General features: G+C 62.8%; 18 protein-coding genes. 8 read left to right on the top strand and 10 right to left on the bottom strand.

The window, feature by feature from the left end; translation table 11 throughout:
* Window positions 1–117 precede the first annotated feature (117 nt).
* The 4 genes from E4631_RS19000 to E4631_RS18985 form a co-directional block, all read right to left on the bottom strand.
* Complete coding sequence (locus tag E4631_RS19000) at window positions 118–849, bottom strand: LytTR family DNA-binding domain-containing protein (protein WP_133659463.1); 732 nt, start codon at window positions 847–849, stop codon at window positions 118–120.
* A 140-nt stretch (window positions 850–989) separates the two neighbouring features.
* Window positions 990–1,802: a PhzF family phenazine biosynthesis protein gene (locus tag E4631_RS18995; protein WP_133659462.1), complete on the bottom strand. Its 813-nt coding sequence runs from the start codon at window positions 1,800–1,802 to the stop codon at window positions 990–992.
* Between the two features lie 176 nt (window positions 1,803–1,978).
* The gene (locus tag E4631_RS18990; RefSeq protein WP_133659461.1) at window positions 1,979–2,209 is read right to left on the bottom strand and encodes a hypothetical protein; all 231 of its coding nucleotides are present in this window, start codon (window positions 2,207–2,209) and stop codon (window positions 1,979–1,981) included.
* Between the two features lie 60 nt (window positions 2,210–2,269).
* Entirely contained in the window at window positions 2,270–3,463 is a 1,194-nt protein-coding gene (locus E4631_RS18985; protein ID WP_133659460.1) for a DUF1624 domain-containing protein, read from the bottom strand.
* A 124-nt stretch (window positions 3,464–3,587) separates the two neighbouring features.
* Between E4631_RS18985 and E4631_RS18980 the strand changes: the two genes are divergently transcribed.
* The 4 genes from E4631_RS18980 (at window position 3,588) to E4631_RS18965 (ending at window position 6,612) form a co-directional block, all read left to right on the top strand.
* Complete coding sequence (locus tag E4631_RS18980; RefSeq protein ID WP_133659459.1) at window positions 3,588–4,442, top strand: formate/nitrite transporter family protein; 855 nt, start codon at window positions 3,588–3,590, stop codon at window positions 4,440–4,442.
* Between the two features lie 51 nt (window positions 4,443–4,493).
* Window positions 4,494–5,051 carry an NUDIX hydrolase gene (locus E4631_RS18975; RefSeq protein WP_133659458.1) on the top strand — a complete coding sequence of 186 codons (558 nt, stop codon included), beginning with the start codon at window positions 4,494–4,496 and terminating at the stop codon, window positions 5,049–5,051.
* A gap of 164 nt (window positions 5,052–5,215) precedes the next feature.
* Window positions 5,216–6,289, top strand: coding sequence for a mechanosensitive ion channel family protein (locus E4631_RS18970; protein ID WP_133659457.1), 1,074 nt, complete (start codon window positions 5,216–5,218; stop codon window positions 6,287–6,289).
* Window positions 6,290–6,339: 50 nt separating this feature from the next.
* The gene (locus tag E4631_RS18965; RefSeq protein ID WP_133659456.1) at window positions 6,340–6,612 is read left to right on the top strand and encodes a hypothetical protein; all 273 of its coding nucleotides are present in this window, start codon (window positions 6,340–6,342) and stop codon (window positions 6,610–6,612) included.
* Here the strand turns inward: E4631_RS18965 and E4631_RS18960 are convergent.
* The 3 genes from E4631_RS18960 to E4631_RS18950 all read right to left on the bottom strand — a co-directional run bounded on the left by E4631_RS18960 (window position 6,609) and on the right by E4631_RS18950 (window position 8,468).
* On the bottom strand, window positions 6,609–6,878 hold the full coding sequence (locus tag E4631_RS18960) for a DUF86 domain-containing protein (protein WP_205704271.1): 270 nt from the start codon (window positions 6,876–6,878) through the stop codon (window positions 6,609–6,611). The genes E4631_RS18965 and E4631_RS18960 overlap by 4 nt on opposite strands.
* Window positions 6,879–6,943: 65 nt before the next feature.
* Complete coding sequence (locus E4631_RS18955) at window positions 6,944–7,270, bottom strand: nucleotidyltransferase family protein (RefSeq protein WP_133659455.1); 327 nt, start codon at window positions 7,268–7,270, stop codon at window positions 6,944–6,946.
* A gap of 70 nt (window positions 7,271–7,340) precedes the next feature.
* Complete coding sequence (locus E4631_RS18950; RefSeq protein ID WP_240735074.1) at window positions 7,341–8,468, bottom strand: spore photoproduct lyase family protein; 1,128 nt, start codon at window positions 8,466–8,468, stop codon at window positions 7,341–7,343.
* A 156-nt stretch (window positions 8,469–8,624) separates the two neighbouring features.
* Between E4631_RS18950 and E4631_RS18945 the strand changes: the two genes are divergently transcribed.
* Window positions 8,625–9,143: a 2'-5' RNA ligase family protein gene (locus E4631_RS18945; RefSeq protein WP_133659454.1), complete on the top strand. Its 519-nt coding sequence runs from the start codon at window positions 8,625–8,627 to the stop codon at window positions 9,141–9,143.
* Here E4631_RS18945 and E4631_RS18940 read toward each other — a convergent pair.
* Entirely contained in the window at window positions 9,140–9,580 is a 441-nt protein-coding gene (locus E4631_RS18940) for a BLUF domain-containing protein (RefSeq protein WP_133659453.1), read from the bottom strand. The genes E4631_RS18945 and E4631_RS18940 overlap by 4 nt on opposite strands.
* 127 nt (window positions 9,581–9,707) lie before the next feature.
* On the opposite strand from E4631_RS18940, the gene E4631_RS18935 reads away from it, so the two are divergent.
* Together E4631_RS18935 and pncA are read left to right on the top strand one after the other, a co-directional pair.
* Complete coding sequence (locus E4631_RS18935) at window positions 9,708–11,210, top strand: malate:quinone oxidoreductase (protein ID WP_133659452.1); 1,503 nt, start codon at window positions 9,708–9,710, stop codon at window positions 11,208–11,210.
* Between the two features lie 152 nt (window positions 11,211–11,362).
* A complete protein-coding gene (gene pncA / locus E4631_RS18930; RefSeq protein WP_133659451.1) occupies window positions 11,363–11,974 on the top strand; it encodes a bifunctional nicotinamidase/pyrazinamidase in 612 nt (203 codons plus the stop codon).
* A gap of 163 nt (window positions 11,975–12,137) precedes the next feature.
* Here pncA and E4631_RS18925 read toward each other — a convergent pair whose 3' ends face one another.
* Window positions 12,138–13,253, bottom strand: coding sequence for a glycoside hydrolase family 43 protein (locus E4631_RS18925; RefSeq protein ID WP_133659450.1), 1,116 nt, complete (start codon window positions 13,251–13,253; stop codon window positions 12,138–12,140).
* Window positions 13,254–13,447: 194 nt separating this feature from the next.
* Between E4631_RS18925 and E4631_RS18920 the strand changes: the two genes are divergently transcribed.
* Entirely contained in the window at window positions 13,448–13,999 is a 552-nt protein-coding gene (locus E4631_RS18920; RefSeq protein ID WP_240735070.1) for a GNAT family N-acetyltransferase, read from the top strand.
* A 29-nt stretch (window positions 14,000–14,028) separates the two neighbouring features.
* On the opposite strand, the gene E4631_RS18915 is transcribed toward E4631_RS18920, so the two are convergent.
* Window positions 14,029–14,649, bottom strand: a complete 621-nt coding sequence (locus tag E4631_RS18915; protein ID WP_133659448.1) for a thioredoxin family protein — start codon at window positions 14,647–14,649, stop codon at window positions 14,029–14,031.
* Window positions 14,650–14,735: the final 86 nt, after the last annotated feature.

The following is a 14,735-nucleotide window of genomic DNA, read 5'->3' as shown; positions in this document are numbered from 1 at the left end:
ACGTCATGCTGAGCTTGTCGAAGCATCTCTACCGCGCAAGTAACTTCTAATGTTGGGATTACTTATGCGGTAGAGATGCTTCGACAAGCTCAGCATGACGGCCTTTTTACTCACCACTCATAAGCTCCTTAAATGGCGGGAAAATTCTTCCTGGTAGGATTTGCCGACGGGCACCTCGTAGCTGCCGAGCTTGAGCATGTGGTCTTCGACGGCCTCGATGCGGCGGAGATTGACGATGTAGGACCGGTGCACCCGCACAAAATGGGTAAAGGGCAGGCGTTCGCACAGGGCCTTGAGCGTCATGTACACGATGTGCTTTTGGGTGGTCGTCACCAGCACCGAGTAGGTCGAGAGCGCCTCAATGTAGAGCACGTCGTCGAAGTTAATCTTGATAGAGCGGGTGCCCACTTTCACAAACAGCTCGGAGGAAAGCTCGGCCTTGGCGGGGCTGGGGGGGGGTAGGGCGGCCGCGGCGGGGCGCGCGGCCAGCACCTTGCCAATAGCCTGGTTAAAGCGCACCAGCTCTACGGGCTTCACCAGGTAGTCAACTACTTGCAGCTCGAAAGCCGCCACCGCGAAATCGCGGTGCGTGGTCACCAGCACGATGGCCGGCACGGGCTTGGGCAACAGCTTGGCCAGCTCCAGGCCCGTGATGGTGGGCATTTCTACGTCGAGCAGCAGCAGGTCGCAGCGGCCGCCCTGCCGAAAAAAAGCCAGTGCTTCGAGGCCACCGGGCAGCGAGGCTACCAGCTGCAGCTCGGGCGTGAGGTCAACCAGGTGCTCCAGGGTGAGGCGGTTGATTTCGTTATCGTCGACGATAATGCAGGTAAGCGGGGCAGTATGTGTCATAGCGTGGAAAGAAATCCCCTATAGCTTGGGGTAAAGGGCAGGTTGGGCAAAGATATTACCTACCCGCCTAGGCAATAGGTAATGAGCTATGAGTAATGAGCAGCTAAAGAAAATCCGCTCATTGCTCATAGCCTCTACGCTCACAGCTGCACGTCGCCGCGCAAAAACGTGACCGCGTAGCCGCCGATGTCCACGCGGTCGCCGCGCAGGCGGCACCACAGCTCGCCGCCCCGCGCCGATTCCTGGCGGGCAAACAGCTCGGTTTTGCCCAGCTTTTCGGCCCAGAACGGGATGAGCGTGCTGTGCGCCGAGCCGGTAACCGGGTCTTCGGGCACGCCCACCTCGGGCGCGAAAAAGCGCGACACGAAATCGACCGGGCCGCTGCCCGGCGCCGTGGCAATGAGGCCGATATAGCCCAGGCCTTCGAGCGCCGCGAAGTCGGGGCGCAGGGCCAGCACTTCGTCGGCGTGGGCAAACTCGACCACCAAATCGCGCGAGGCCAGCACGGCCAGCGGCGTGGCCGCGCCGGGGCCCAAGGAGCGCATGAGCACGTCGGGGTGCTCGGCGGGGGGTAGGGCGCGGGGCGGGCGGCTGGGAAAGTCGAGCACCAGGCGGCCATCGGCCTCGCGGCGCACTTTCAGCAGGCCGCTTTTGCTGTGGAAAACGATTTCGGGCTTGGCGTAGCCGCGCTCATTCCAGAGCACGTAGGCCGAGGCCAGCGTGGCGTGGCCGCAAAGGTCAATCTCGAAGGTGGGCGTGAACCAGCGCAGGTGAAAATCGGCCTCCTCGCCGTGCAAAGGCACGAAAAAAGCAGTTTCGGCCAGGTTGTTTTCGGCCGCGATGAGCTGCATGGTTTCGGCGGGCAGCCACTCGTCGAGCGGGCACACGGCGGCCGGGTTGCCGGTGAAGGGCCGGCGCGCAAAGGCATCGACCTGGTAGATGGGGGTAGTCATGGGGAAAGGAAAAAAAGGAAACCCTGGAGAGTAAGCGAATCACGCCAGGGTTGCAAAGATGCGCGCGCAGTAGCGCGAACTTTCCAGTTCGTGCTACTGCGCGCGTCAGCGAGCAGGCGGGGCCGGGCCAGCTGCGAGATGCTCGCTGCGCTCGCGCACGAACTGGAAAGTTCGCGCTACTGCGCCGCTTGGGCCAACACGATTTCCAGAATGCGCGCGGCCTTGTCATTGCCCATTAATTGGTCAAACTCGGGCGACGACAGAATCTGCTGCGTCACGCCCGGCGCGGTAACGATGGTGGTGCCTAGTATGCCGGGACCGGTGAGCGCAAAGCCGCCGTCGTGCAGTGAAGTATTCACCAATACCGTAGCTGAATAACCAGTCAGGGCTTGAAGAAAGCTAGCCATTGGGCAGAGAGATAAAAGATTCAAAACCGGGTAAATATAGCCTGGCTGCTACACTGCGCGCTATAAATAGGCCAGCCACCAGTACGAATGCCGCTGCTTGTAGCCCTGGTACCAGCGGCAGGGCCAGTAGAGTAGCGCCACCACCACGGCCCACACCACGTAGGCACGCAGCAGGCTGGGGTGGTAGGCGGCGGGCGGGGCCACGCCCGGCGGCGCAAACGACAGGTTGAACGGGTGCCCAAAGGCCAGGAGCGTCCACCCGAACGCGCCGCCGCTGATGAGGCAAAAGTGCAGCAGGTAGTAGAACATCGGCACCCGGCCGTAGGTACTCAGCCAGCGGCCGAGGCGCCCTACCCCCCCTTCGCTCACCGAAAGCAACAGCAGCGCCCCGCCCAGCGTGAGGCTCAAAAACAGCAGCGATGGCGGGTACTTGGTTACGTTCAGGAACGAGAGCAGCGTGAACACGGGCCCGCGCGGCTGCACGCTCCAGGGCGCGGGGTCGCCGTAGAGGTTGGTGAAGCGCAGGCCCCCGAACAGCAGCAGCGCCCCTACCCCCGCCAGCCGCAGCCAACGGGCCCGTGCCGGCAGCGGCGCCCGAAACCACGGACCAAGGCAGTAGCCGGCGGCCATCACGGCGGCCCAAGGCAGGATGGTGTAGGCCGCTAGCACCGGCAGCTTGGGCGTGAGGGAGAACAGAAACGGGCTGTCGTAGAGCAGGGCGGGCAGCAGGTTGGCGGCCGTGACGGGCTGAAGCAGGGGTAGCAGGTGCTGGCCCAGCAGGAAGCCCAGCGCCAGCGTGGCCACCAGCCCGCGCGGCAGCCAGAGGAGGCCCGCCAGCAGCACCATACTCCAGCCCAGGGCCCAAATTACCTGGAGCAAAAAAGCGTTGTAGCCCCATTGCAGCAAAAAATTAATAACCACTAGCTCAAGCACTACCAGCCACAGACCGCGCGTGAGCAGGTAGCGGCTCACGGCGCCCCGGCTCGCTTGCTTTTGCTGAAAGAGAAAGACGCTGGTGCCGGCCAGAAACACAAACGTGGGCGCGCAAAAGTGCGTGACCCAGCGCGTAAAAAACAGCAGCACCGAGGCGTGGGCCACGTCTTCGGGCCGCACCGGGGTAGGGCTCCAAAACTCACGGATGTGGTCGAGGGCCATGATGACCATCGCCAGGCCCCGCACCACATCGATGGCCCACACGCGGGGCGTGGCCGCCCGCAAGGTAGCGGCCAGCGAAGAGGCAACGGGTTGCTCCATAGCGAAAAACGGATTGAAACCAGCCGGCAATTTACCCTGGCCGGCCGGTCTGGCGCGCGGGCCCAAAACATTGGCCGCGCAGTTTGTTGTCCCGCCAAGCTATTGTACCGAAACCTTTCGCTGTATGCATCCAAACCAAGACCCCAACCAGCCAAAGACCGAAGAACAAGATGCCGAGGAGCGCAGCGCGCCATCGGGCAAGGTCATTTACAAAGCCATTCTGGCCGAGGGCGAAGAGGAGCTGAAGCGGTCCTCGGCGGCGCTGTTCTGGTCGGGGCTGGCCGCCGGGCTCTCGATGGGCTTTTCGATGATTGCCGAGGGCCTGCTGGCGCGCTACCTGCCCGACGCGCCCTGGCGGCCGTTGGTGGCCAACTTTGGCTACAGCCTGGGCTTCCTCATCGTTATTCTGGGCCGGCAGCAGCTCTTCACCGAGAATACGCTGACGCCCATTCTGCCGCTGCTGCAAAACATGGAGTGGAGCTGCCTGCGCAACGTGGGTCGGCTGTGGGGCATCGTGCTGACGGCCAACCTCCTGGGCTGCCTGGCGCTGAGCCTGGTCATTGCCCACTCCACGGCCTTCGAGCCCGAGGCGCAGCGCGAGTTTGCGCACCTGGGGCAGCAGGCGCTGGCGCACGGCTTCGGCACCACGCTGCTGCGCGGCATCTTCGCGGGCTGGCTTATCGCGCTCATGGTGTGGCTGTTGCCATTTGCGGAGGAAGGGCGCATCTGGGTGATAATCTTCGTGACCTACATCGTGGGGGTGGCGCACTTCAGCCACGTCATTGCCGGCTCGGTGGAGGTGTTTACGCTGGCCGCGATGGGCCAAACCAGCTGGGGCGCGGCGCTGGGCAGCTTCACGGTGCCGGCGCTGCTGGGCAATATTCTGGGCGGGGTGATGCTGGTTGCCGCCCTCAACCACGCGCAGGTGACGGCCGGCAAAGACGATGAGAAAGGCAAGGACGACGAAAAAGGCCAGTAACGCCGCCCGCCGCCCGACCTTTGCGGCCTTCGTCCCCTACCCCCTCTCTTTATGCCATCCAAGCTTGAACCCTGGCACACGCTGCACTCGGAGCTGGTGTTTGACCACCGCTGGTACCAGCTGCGGCGCGACCACGTGCGCCTGCCCGGCGGCCAAGAGCTCGATGACTACTTCGTGAGCGTGCGGCCCCACGTGGTGCTCACCTTTCCCCTAACGGCTGATAACCAGGTAGTTTTTGTGCGGCAGTACAAGCACGCCGCCGGCCAGATACTGCTGGAGCTGCCCGGCGGCGTGGTCGATGCCCACGAAACTTCGGTGCCCGGCGCCGCAGCCCGCGAGCTGCTCGAAGAAACCGGCTACGCCCCGCCCCTACCCCCCGAGCCGCTGCTCGACGTGTACGACAACCCCACCAAGGACACCAACCAGCTTTCGTTTTTTCTGGCCCGCGACGTGCGCCCGGTGGCCGCCCAGCACCTCGACCCGACCGAGAATATCGAGGTGGTGCTGGTGCCGCTGGCCGAAGTCGAGGGCCTGGTGTTGCGGGGCGACATCCGGGTGTCGGGCTCGGTGGCGCTGTGCCTGCTGGCGCTGCGCCGGCTGGGTGCGTAGGGGGGGGTAGGGATAGTAAGGAGATACCAGAAGAACGTCATGCTGAGCTTGTCGAAGCATCTCTACCGCATCACTTAACTCTTGGCGTTTAAGATTAGTAGCGCGGTAGAGATGCTTCGACAAGTTCAGCATGACGTTCTTCTGGTACCAGTATTCATTACCATATGACAAAACAACTCACTGATTTTCTAGACCAATTTCCCGACGCGCTGGTGGTGCTGGGCGTGCTGCTGAGCGGCCTGGCCCTGGGTCTGCTGGCCAAGACGCTGCTCTTTGCCGGCCTGCGGGCCTACGACCGGCGCGAAGACTCGGCGCTGTCCCGCTCGGTGGGCCTGCACCTGAGCGGCATCAGCGCGTTTTTCTTTCCGGTGCTGGCTTTGTCGCTGCTGCTGCCACTGCTGCCGCTGCCGCCGAAGCCGTTTGAGGTGCTGCGCCGGCTCATCGAGTTTGCCCTGATTTTGTCGTTTGCCTGGGGGCTGATTCAAACCCTGGAAGTGGGCCAGGACCTCATTCGGCGGCACTACCTGCTCGAAGGCAGCGACAACCTGCGGGTGCGCAAGCTCTTCACGCAGCTGCAGTTTATCAAGAAAGTGGCGGTGGGCATTATCGGCTTCGTGGCGGTGGGCCTAGTGCTGATGAGCTTTGAAACGGTGCGCCGCCTGGGCACGGGACTGCTCACGTCGGCGGGTATTGCCAGCGTTATTGTGGGCTTTGCGGCGCAGCGCTCTATCAGCAACCTGCTGGCGGGCTTTCAGATAGCCTTTACCCAGCCCATCCGCATCGACGACGTGCTGGTAGTGGAGGGCGAGTGGGGCCGGGTCGAGGAAATTACTTTCACCTACGTGGTGCTGCACATCTGGGACGACCGCCGCCTGGTGCTACCCCTCAATTACTTCATCGAGAAGCCTTTCCAGAGCTGGACGCGCAGTTCGGCCCAGCTCACAGGCACCGTGTTTGTATACGCCGACTACACGGCGCCCGTCGAGGAGCTGCGCACTGAGCTACAGCGCGTGCTGGCCGCCCACCCCCTCTGGGACCAGCGCGTGTGCGTGCTGCAGGTAACGGACACCAAGGACCGCGTAATGGAAATGCGCGCCCTCGTAAGCTCTGCCAACGCCAGCGACCTCTGGGACCTGCGCTGCGCCGTGCGCGAGCAGCTGGTAGCCTACCTCCAGCAGCACTACCCCGACAGCCTGCCCCGCACCCGCGTGGCCCTGCCACCGGCCCCTGAACTTTGATGCAATAGCCACGTAGCGCGTGTATCTCCAACTCCCTACCCCCTCTTATCATGCCTACCGACTACCAACCCATCGCCTGCGGCTTTTATGACGAGCTGGAGGCCATAGCTACCCGCAAAAAGCAGGTGTACCTGCAATATTTCAACGACTTGCGGCAGCTATGCCAGGGTACTACCAGCCTCAAAACTTTCGTCACCCGCGACCACGCCGAGTACGCCGTGCTGGCCTCGGGCGAGGAAGTGCGCCTCGACCACATCATTAGAATTGACGACACGGCCGCGCCGGGCTTCGCCGAGTACCCCGATTTTCGGTGCGGGTGCTAAACGGCTAGTAACGCTGCCACTTCCTGCTTTAACTGCGGCAGGTGGCGCACTACAATACTCCACACCATTTCGTCCGATACCGTGTCGTAGCCGTGAATAATACGGTTGCGGGTGGCAATAATCTGGCGGGCGTTCACTAACTGAAAGCCAGGGTCCGCCTTTAGGATTCGACCCACAGCTTCACCCATTATTTCCAGGTTGCGCTCAGTAGCGCGCCGCGTGCGTACATCGGCCTGGTAGGCAGCAAACAACAGCGGCTGACCCACAAAAAAAGCTTTCTATCTCGGCAATGGCTTGCTGCACGTCCACGTCATAGAGACGGGCCCGAATGCTATCGTTCATACACCACCCGCTGCGTACGCGCTACTTCTGCTTGAAAATAAGGGTTGCGCAGCGCCTGAGCCTCCAGCAAGTCAACGGACCGGCCCAATGTTTCTTCCAAGGAAAACTTGAGAGCCAGGTAGTTATCCGCGTACTCTTCTACGGGCATTGGCTCGAAAGCTGCTACCAGGTCCACATCGCTGGCAGGACCAAAAGCTGGCGTTAACATCGAGCCGAACACCGCCAGCCGCCGCACCCTATACTGGCGGCAAAGCGCGGCAACAGCTAACTGCGGAAGATGATTTGACATACTAGCCTGATTAAGAAGCGCGAGCAAAGAACGGTAACTTACTGCAATTTTTCGCTGCGGCGCGCGCAATGCAGTACCGGCCCAAAGTTCCTACCCCCTACGTCCAGTACTGCACCGGCGCATGCGGAAAGCGGCGCTGCCACTCGGCGTAAAACCAGGCTTTTAGCTCCTTCATAGTGGGCAGGTCGTAGACATACTTGAGGCCGCCGAACTTGTTGCGCTTCACGGCGCGGGTGCTTTCCTCCAGGTCGAGGCTGGTGTTGGGGTACCAGCCGAGCAGCACCTCCTTCGAGCCGGGCGTGAAACGGTGGGTGATGAACTCCACGGTGAGGTCGCAGTCAAAATTGAGGGCCGCTTGCAGGCGGTCGAACAGCTCGCCGTAGTGCTGCTGCCAGTCGGGCAGGGGCATAATGGGGGCCAGCACCACGCCAATGGGGTAGCCGCCGCCCCCCTGCGCCACCGGCAGCGCCAGCCGCCGCAGCGCCTGGATGCGCGCCTCAATACTGGCCGTACCGCCCTCTAGCTGCCGGGCCAGCGGCTCGGCATTGAGCGAGGCGCGGGCGCGGGTGTGGCCACCGTGCGGCAGGCCCAGCAGGCTCTCGATGTGGTCGTACTTACTCACGAAGCGCAGTCGGGTACCCTCACGGCCAGCGAAGTAGCGCACAGTTTCGGCCAGCGCGCCGGTGAGGTGCTCAATGCCCAGCACGTCGGTGTAGCAGCTGGCCTCGAAGCTCACGGGGCGGTCGGCGCGCTCGTAGGCCTGGGTGTTTTCGAGCAGCTGGGGCAGGTTGGCGAAGGCGCGCACCACGGGCGGGCCGCTGAGACTACCGGCCAGGTAGCAGTACTGGCAGTGCGCGGGGCAGCCCTCGGCCAGGTTGAGCTGGTAGTCGGCCGAAGGGGGGGTAGGCTGGAGGCGCAACGCCCCGGCGGGCGCGTTTACCACGGCCAGCGTGGTTTTGGCAGTGCGGTAAGTGGCGCGCTCGTCGTCGCCGCGCAGGCCGGTGAGGCGGTTGCTTTTGAGCAGCTCAATGTCGAGGTTGAGGGCCGTGGCGCGGGCCAGAATCTGCTGGCCGTAGGCTTCGTCGAGGGCCGCTGGAGTGAAGAGCACGCGCTTAGGCAGCCACAGTTTTGCGCCGTGGGTGCGGGGCGCGGCCGCGTCGTCGAAGGCGGGTAGCGGGGCGGGCGCGGGCGCATTCAAAACGGGCAAAAAGAGGTCAGTCTGCATAGCTTTCTAAACGCCTACCCCCCCGAAATAGGTCGTTTTTGACTAGGCAAGCGCCTTATTTTTATTACTGATAAACAAGATGTTATGAATACCAGGCAATCTTTTTGACAGGCACTCACACGGGCGTGGTAGCGGCCTTTTGCGTATAGCCGGGCCATGCATGATGCCCCCCTCATTCTCACGCTTACGCTTGACGCGGCCAGCCAGGCTTTTTTTGACGAGCAGCGGCGGCGCTACTTTCCGCCCCGCATCAACTACCTCAGCGCGCACCTCACGCTCTTTCACGCCCTGCCCGCTGCCGAGGCGCCGGCCATCGAAGCCCACCTGGCCGACGTGGCGGCGGCCCAGCCCTACCCCCTACCTCTGGCCGTGACGGGCGTTAAGTTCATGGGCCGGGGCGTAATGTATACACTCGACAGCCCCGACCTACCGGCCCTGCATCGGCGCTTGCAGCGGCAGTGGCAGCCCTGGCTCACGGCCCAGGATGGCCAGGGCCTGCGCCCCCACATCACGGCGCAAAACAAGGTAGACCCCGCCGTGGCGCGCGCCCTGCACGCCGAGCTAAGCGCAGATTTCACTCCCTTCGAAGTACAGGGTACGGGGCTGGCCCTCTGGACTTACCGCGGCGGCCCCTGGGAACTGCGGCGGCTATTTGCCTTTGGGGGGCCGGGCTAAACCAGCAGCCGCTGGCTGCTGTGCTCCAGAAACTCGCACAGCAGCGGCTGGGCCGACGTGCCCGCCCCCAGAATAGCCATCTGCGGCGGCGTGAGGTAGCCGGGTATGCCGTCGCAATAGCCGGCCGGCAGCGGCGCGAAGCTCATATGCCAGCCCGTGAATTCGCGCCGGGGTAGGGGGCCATCGGCCAGCTTTTCGAGGAGGCTGTGGCGCGGGTCGGCTTCGATGCGGGCATAGAGGCGGCGCACGGCGGCCGGGCAGCCTTCGAGCACTTGCATAAACTGGCCGCCGCCGTACATCAGCACCCCCGTAATGCCCGCCTGCTGGTTGGCACACCGGGCGCGCCGCAGCAATTGCAATAGCGCTGCTTCACCTAACTGAGCGATAACCGTACTAACGTAGACGATGCTATGACACTCTCCTTCTTCTATCTTCATGCTCACTCACACCGTGCAACTTGCACACTCCTATTGCTTTCTAAGAATACTATCACTGAATAATCAGAAAGCCCGGCGAGGCTTCTGACACAAATATACTTTATCCAACACCACTTGCTCCACCTACATGAACCTAAAGACTCCTCCCGCCAAGCCTTTAACTGCCGATGTGGTGCTCGTTGGGGCGGGCATCATGAGCGCCACGCTGGGCGTTTTGCTCAAAGCGCTGGACCCTACCCTCACCCTGGCCGTGTATGAGCGCCTCGACGCGGTGGCCGCCGAAAGCTCCGACGCCTGGAACAACGCCGGCACCGGCCACTCGGCGTTTTGCGAGCTCAACTACACGCCGCAGTTGCCCGATGGCCGCGTCGATATTTCGAAGGCTGATAAGATAGCCGAGCAATTTGAGCTAAGCAAGCAATTGTGGACTAGCTTAGTACAAGCTGGTCAGCTGCCCGAGCCGGGGTCGTTTATCCACAGCATTCCGCACATGAGCTTTGTGTGGGGCGCCGAAAACGTGGCCTATCTGCGCACGCGCTACGAGGCGTTGCTGGGCTCGCCGCTGTTTGCGGGTATGGAATTCAGCGACGACGCGGCCCAGATTGCGGAGTGGATTCCGCTGGTGATGGCCGGCCGCGACCCCGCCCAGCCGGTGGCCGCCACGCGCATGGCCATCGGCACCGACGTTAATTTTGGCACCCTCACGCGCTCCTTGTTCGACCACCTGCGGCAGCAGCCGGGGGTAGCGTTTGAACTGGGGCAGGAAATTGAAGATTTCCGCCATAAGCCCGACGGGCTGTGGCGCGTTAAAATCCGCGACCGGGCCACGGGCAAGAGCCGTAAGGTGCGCACGCGGTTCGTATTTATCGGGGCCGGGGGCGGCTCGCTCACGCTGCTGGAAAAGTCAGGCATTCCGGAGGCCAAGGGTTTTGGGGGCTTCCCGGTGAGCGGGCAGTGGCTGAAATGCACCAAGCCGGCCGTTATCGACCAGCACGACGCCAAGGTGTACGGTAAGGCCGCCGTTGGCTCGCCGCCCATGTCGGTGCCCCACCTCGATACGCGCCAGATAAACGGCCGCCAGGAGCTGCTGTTCGGGCCCTATGCCGGCTTCAGCACCAAGTTTCTCAAGAAAGGCTCCTACGCCGACCTGTTTCGCTCGATTGAGCTGGGCAATATCCGACCGCTGCTGTATGCCGGGGCGCGCAATATTCCGCTCACCCGCTACCTCATCGGGCAGGTACTCCAAACGCCTGAGCAGCGCATCGCGGCCCTGCGCGAGTACTACCCCGAGGCCCGGCCCGAAGACTGGCAGCTCGAAGTGGCCGGCCAGCGCGTGCAGGTGATTAAAAAAGACAAGAAGCAGGGCGGCGTGCTGGAATTTGGCACCGAAGTCGTAACCTCGGCCGATGGCTCCATAGCGGCGCTGCTGGGCGCCTCGCCGGGCGCGAGCACCGCCGTGAGCATCATGCTCGATTTGGTGCAGCGCTGCTTTCCCGAGCAGGCGGCCACGCCCGAGTGGCAGGCTACTTTTCGCCGCCTGGTGCCCTCGTTTGGCCAGCATTTAGCCAATAATGCGAGCCTGACGGCGGCCGTGCGGGCGCACTCGGCGCAGGTGCTGAAGCTGGCATAATGTAGGGTAAGCTTTAGCTTGCCGGGGTAGGGAGTGTGCGGTAAGCTTTAGCTTGCCGTTTTAACGCTGGCGAACTACCTGCGGCAAGCGAAGGCTTACCGCACATTCCCTAATCCGGCAAGCTAAAGCTTACCCTACACTTTTTTACCGCCATGACTGCGCTCTTACTCATTGATTTTCAACTCGATTTCTTGCCCGGCGGCGCGCTGGCCGTGCCGGATGGCGACGCCCTCCTACCCCTGCTCAACGACTTGCAGCCGCGCTTCGACCTCGTGGTGGCTACCCAGGACTGGCACCCGGGCGGGCACCGCAGCTTTGCCAGCACCCACCCGCAGCACGCTATTTTTGAAGAGATTGAGTGGCAGGGCCTACCCCAGCGCCTGTGGCCCGACCACTGCGTGCAGGGCTCGGCGGGCGCTACCCTGCACCCCGGCCTCGACCTGAACCGCGTGGAGGCCATCTTCCGCAAAGGCACCGACCCCGAGCTGGACAGCTACAGCGCATTCTTTGACAATGGCCACCGCCGCGCCACCGGCCTGAGCGCCTACCTGCGGGCGCGCGGCACCACGCGGGTGTTCGTGGCCGGCCTGGCCGGTGATTACTGCGTGTACTTCTCGGCCAAGGATGCCCGCGGCGAGGGCTTCGACGTGACGGTAATTGAGGATGCTACCCGTGGCATTGCGCCCGAAAGTATGGCCGCCGCCAAGGCTGATTTGCTTGCGCTGGGCGTGCAGTTTGCGCAGGCAGCGGAGGTGTTGGCCTGAGAGGGGGTAGGGATTGTAAAAGAAGGGCGTTATAGAAAAAAGAACGTCATGCTGAGCTTGCCGAAGCATCTCTACCACGCCGCCAGGGTTAGTAATCCAGCGGCGTGGTAGAGATGCTTCGGCAAGCTCAGCATGACGTTCTTTTTTACTCCCTACCCCTCTGTTACGGGTTGATAGTCACGATGCTGCCATCGGGGTTGCGCTTGAGCTCGGTCACTTTCACGTTGCGCAGCCAGGTTTTATTGCTCAGCTCGGTGTCGTGGTAGAAGATGTACCATTTACCCTTGAACTCGACGATGGAGTGATGGGTAGTCCAGCCCTGCACGGGGTTCATTATCACGCCTTTGTAGGTGAAGGGGCCGGTGGGCGAGTCGCTCACGGCATACACCAGCAGGTGGGTGTCGCCGGTCGAGTACGAGAAGTAGTACTTGCCCTGGTACTTGTGCAGCCAGCCGCCCTCGAAGAAGCGCCGCTTGGTGTCGCTGGCCAGCAGCGGCTTGCCGGCTTCATCCAGAATCTTGATTTCCTTCACCGGGCCGGCGAAGTGCTTCATATCGGCGCTGAGCTGGACCACGCGCGGGCCAATGGCGGGCTCGTTGCCGTCGGGCTTTTTATCGGGCACAGTGGCGTCGTACTTGCCGGTGGTCCAGCGCTGCAGTTGGCCGCCCCAGAGGCCGCCAAAGTACATAAACGCCTTGCCATCGGTATCGGTAAACACGGCCGGGTCAATGCTATAGCTACCCGCCATGGGGGTAGGGTCGGCCTTGAACGGGCCGGTGGGCGACGAGCTGGTAGCCACGCCCATGCGGAACACGTCCTGCTTGTCCTTCACCGGGAAGTAGAGGTAGTAGGTGCCGTTTTTAAAGGCCGCATCGGGCGCCCACAGCTGGCGGCCGGCCCAGGGAATGTCCTTGGTATCGAGGGCCACGCCGTGGTCGGTTACCTTGCCGCCCACGCTGTCCATCGACAGAATGTGGTAGTCGCGCATGGCGAAGTGGTCGCCGTTATCATTCTCCGGAATACCCGCCTCGATATCGTGCGAAGGGTAGACGTAAATCTTGCCGTTGAAGACGTGCGCCGAGGGGTCGGCAGTGTAGATGTTGCTAATCAGCGGCTTGGCCAGGTACTTGGGCTTGGCAGCAGCTGAGTCGGCCGGCGCGGCAGGGGTAGCGGCCGTGGGCTGGTCGGTGGTTTGGGCGGGCTGGCTTTGGCAGGCGGCCAGGGCCAGGGGGGCGGCCAGCAGCCAGGCCGACCGCTGGGAAAGAAAGTTGGAAAGCATGAAAAACGCAACAATTAATCGGTGGGACTGCAAGCTAGCCAACAGCTTTTTGCCCGGCCTATCGGTTTCGATTGCGTAGAGGAGGCGGCGCAAGCCACCGCGCTATCGCCCGTCCGCAGCGCATGGCGCGCGCACCCCAAAGGCAGGCACCAACCGGCACAAAAGCCACCGGGAGCTCCAGCTACCTTTGCGCTGTGGAATTCCCTACCGCCCCTACCCCCGCCACGCCGGCCGACGTGCCGGCACTCGTTGACCTCATCAACCGCGCTTACCGCAGCGAGGCCGCCCAGGCTGGCTGGACCGCCGAAGGCCACCTGCTCGACGGCCCCCGCATCGACGCCGCCACCCTGCGCGATATGCTGGCCGCGCCCGCTGCCGTGCTACTAATAACCGCCCCTACCCCCGGCCAGCTTACCGGCTGCGTGTATCTCGAAACGCAGGATGATGTTCTCTACCTCAGCATGTTGGCCGTATCGCCCGAGGTACAGGCGCGCGGCCTGGGACGGCAGCTGCTGCACGCGGCCGAGGCCCACGCCCAGGTGCAGGGCTGCGTCAAAATCAAGATGAGCGTACTATCGGTGCGCGCTGAATTGCTGGCCTGGTACGAGCGTCAGGGCTACCGGCGCACCGGTGCAAGCGAGCCGTTTCCGGCTACTACGCGCTTTGGTACGCCGCGCCAGCCCCTCACGCTTTTGGCGCTGGAGAAGGGGGTAGGGAGTAATGGCGAGTGCCTAATGACGTTCTGAACTAGTCATTCGTCATCAGGCACTCGTCATTAGGCCAGTTGCTTTACCAGGGATAGCAGCTCGTGCTGGGTGGCCAGGGTGCGGTCGTGGGCGTACCAGGTGTGCAGCTCTTTGATGAAGTCGTCGTGGGCCATGCCTTCGCCTTTTAGCTTGACAATCAGGGCCTGGGCTTCGGCGGGGCGAGGGCCCCAGTGCGTGACTTCGGTGAGTGTATCGGCGTTGAGCACCACTAGCTTGGGGATGGAGCGGCTGCCGTTGGTGAGGTACTGGTCGATGAGGTCGGGGTTTTCGTCGCGCAGCAGGTAGGCGGTGCGCAGGTGGCCGGCGCTGGCCTGAGCTACGGCCTCCATCACGGGTACGGTTTGGGCAGCGTCGCCGCACCAGCCTTCGGTGATTATCAGCCAGATATAGCTACCGCGGACATCTGCGAGGGCGGCCACCAGCTCGGGCAGCAGCTTCACGGTTTTATCGAGGCGGTTCATGCGCTGCTCGTTGAGCTGGGCGTAGGCCAGTAGCTCGGGCGTTTGCACGGGGCCGGTAGTTTGGCCGGTGGCCAGCAGCTCATCAAGTAGCTGGCGGTAAGCGCTATAAGAATAAGCTGAGGTAAGGCGCTCGGGGCTAAGCAGCGGCGCGGGGGAAGTAGTAGGCATAAAAGAGCTTTACGGGAATGGAGTTATAACAACCAAACCGCCCAAATGGCTGCGGAAGCGAGCGAAGTAAAGAGCTAGCTTTGCCG

This window comes from Hymenobacter sp. UV11, from assembly GCF_004684095.1.
Taxonomy (GTDB): domain Bacteria; phylum Bacteroidota; class Bacteroidia; order Cytophagales; family Hymenobacteraceae; genus Hymenobacter.
This window is presented reverse-complemented; position numbering and strand designations above follow the sequence as displayed.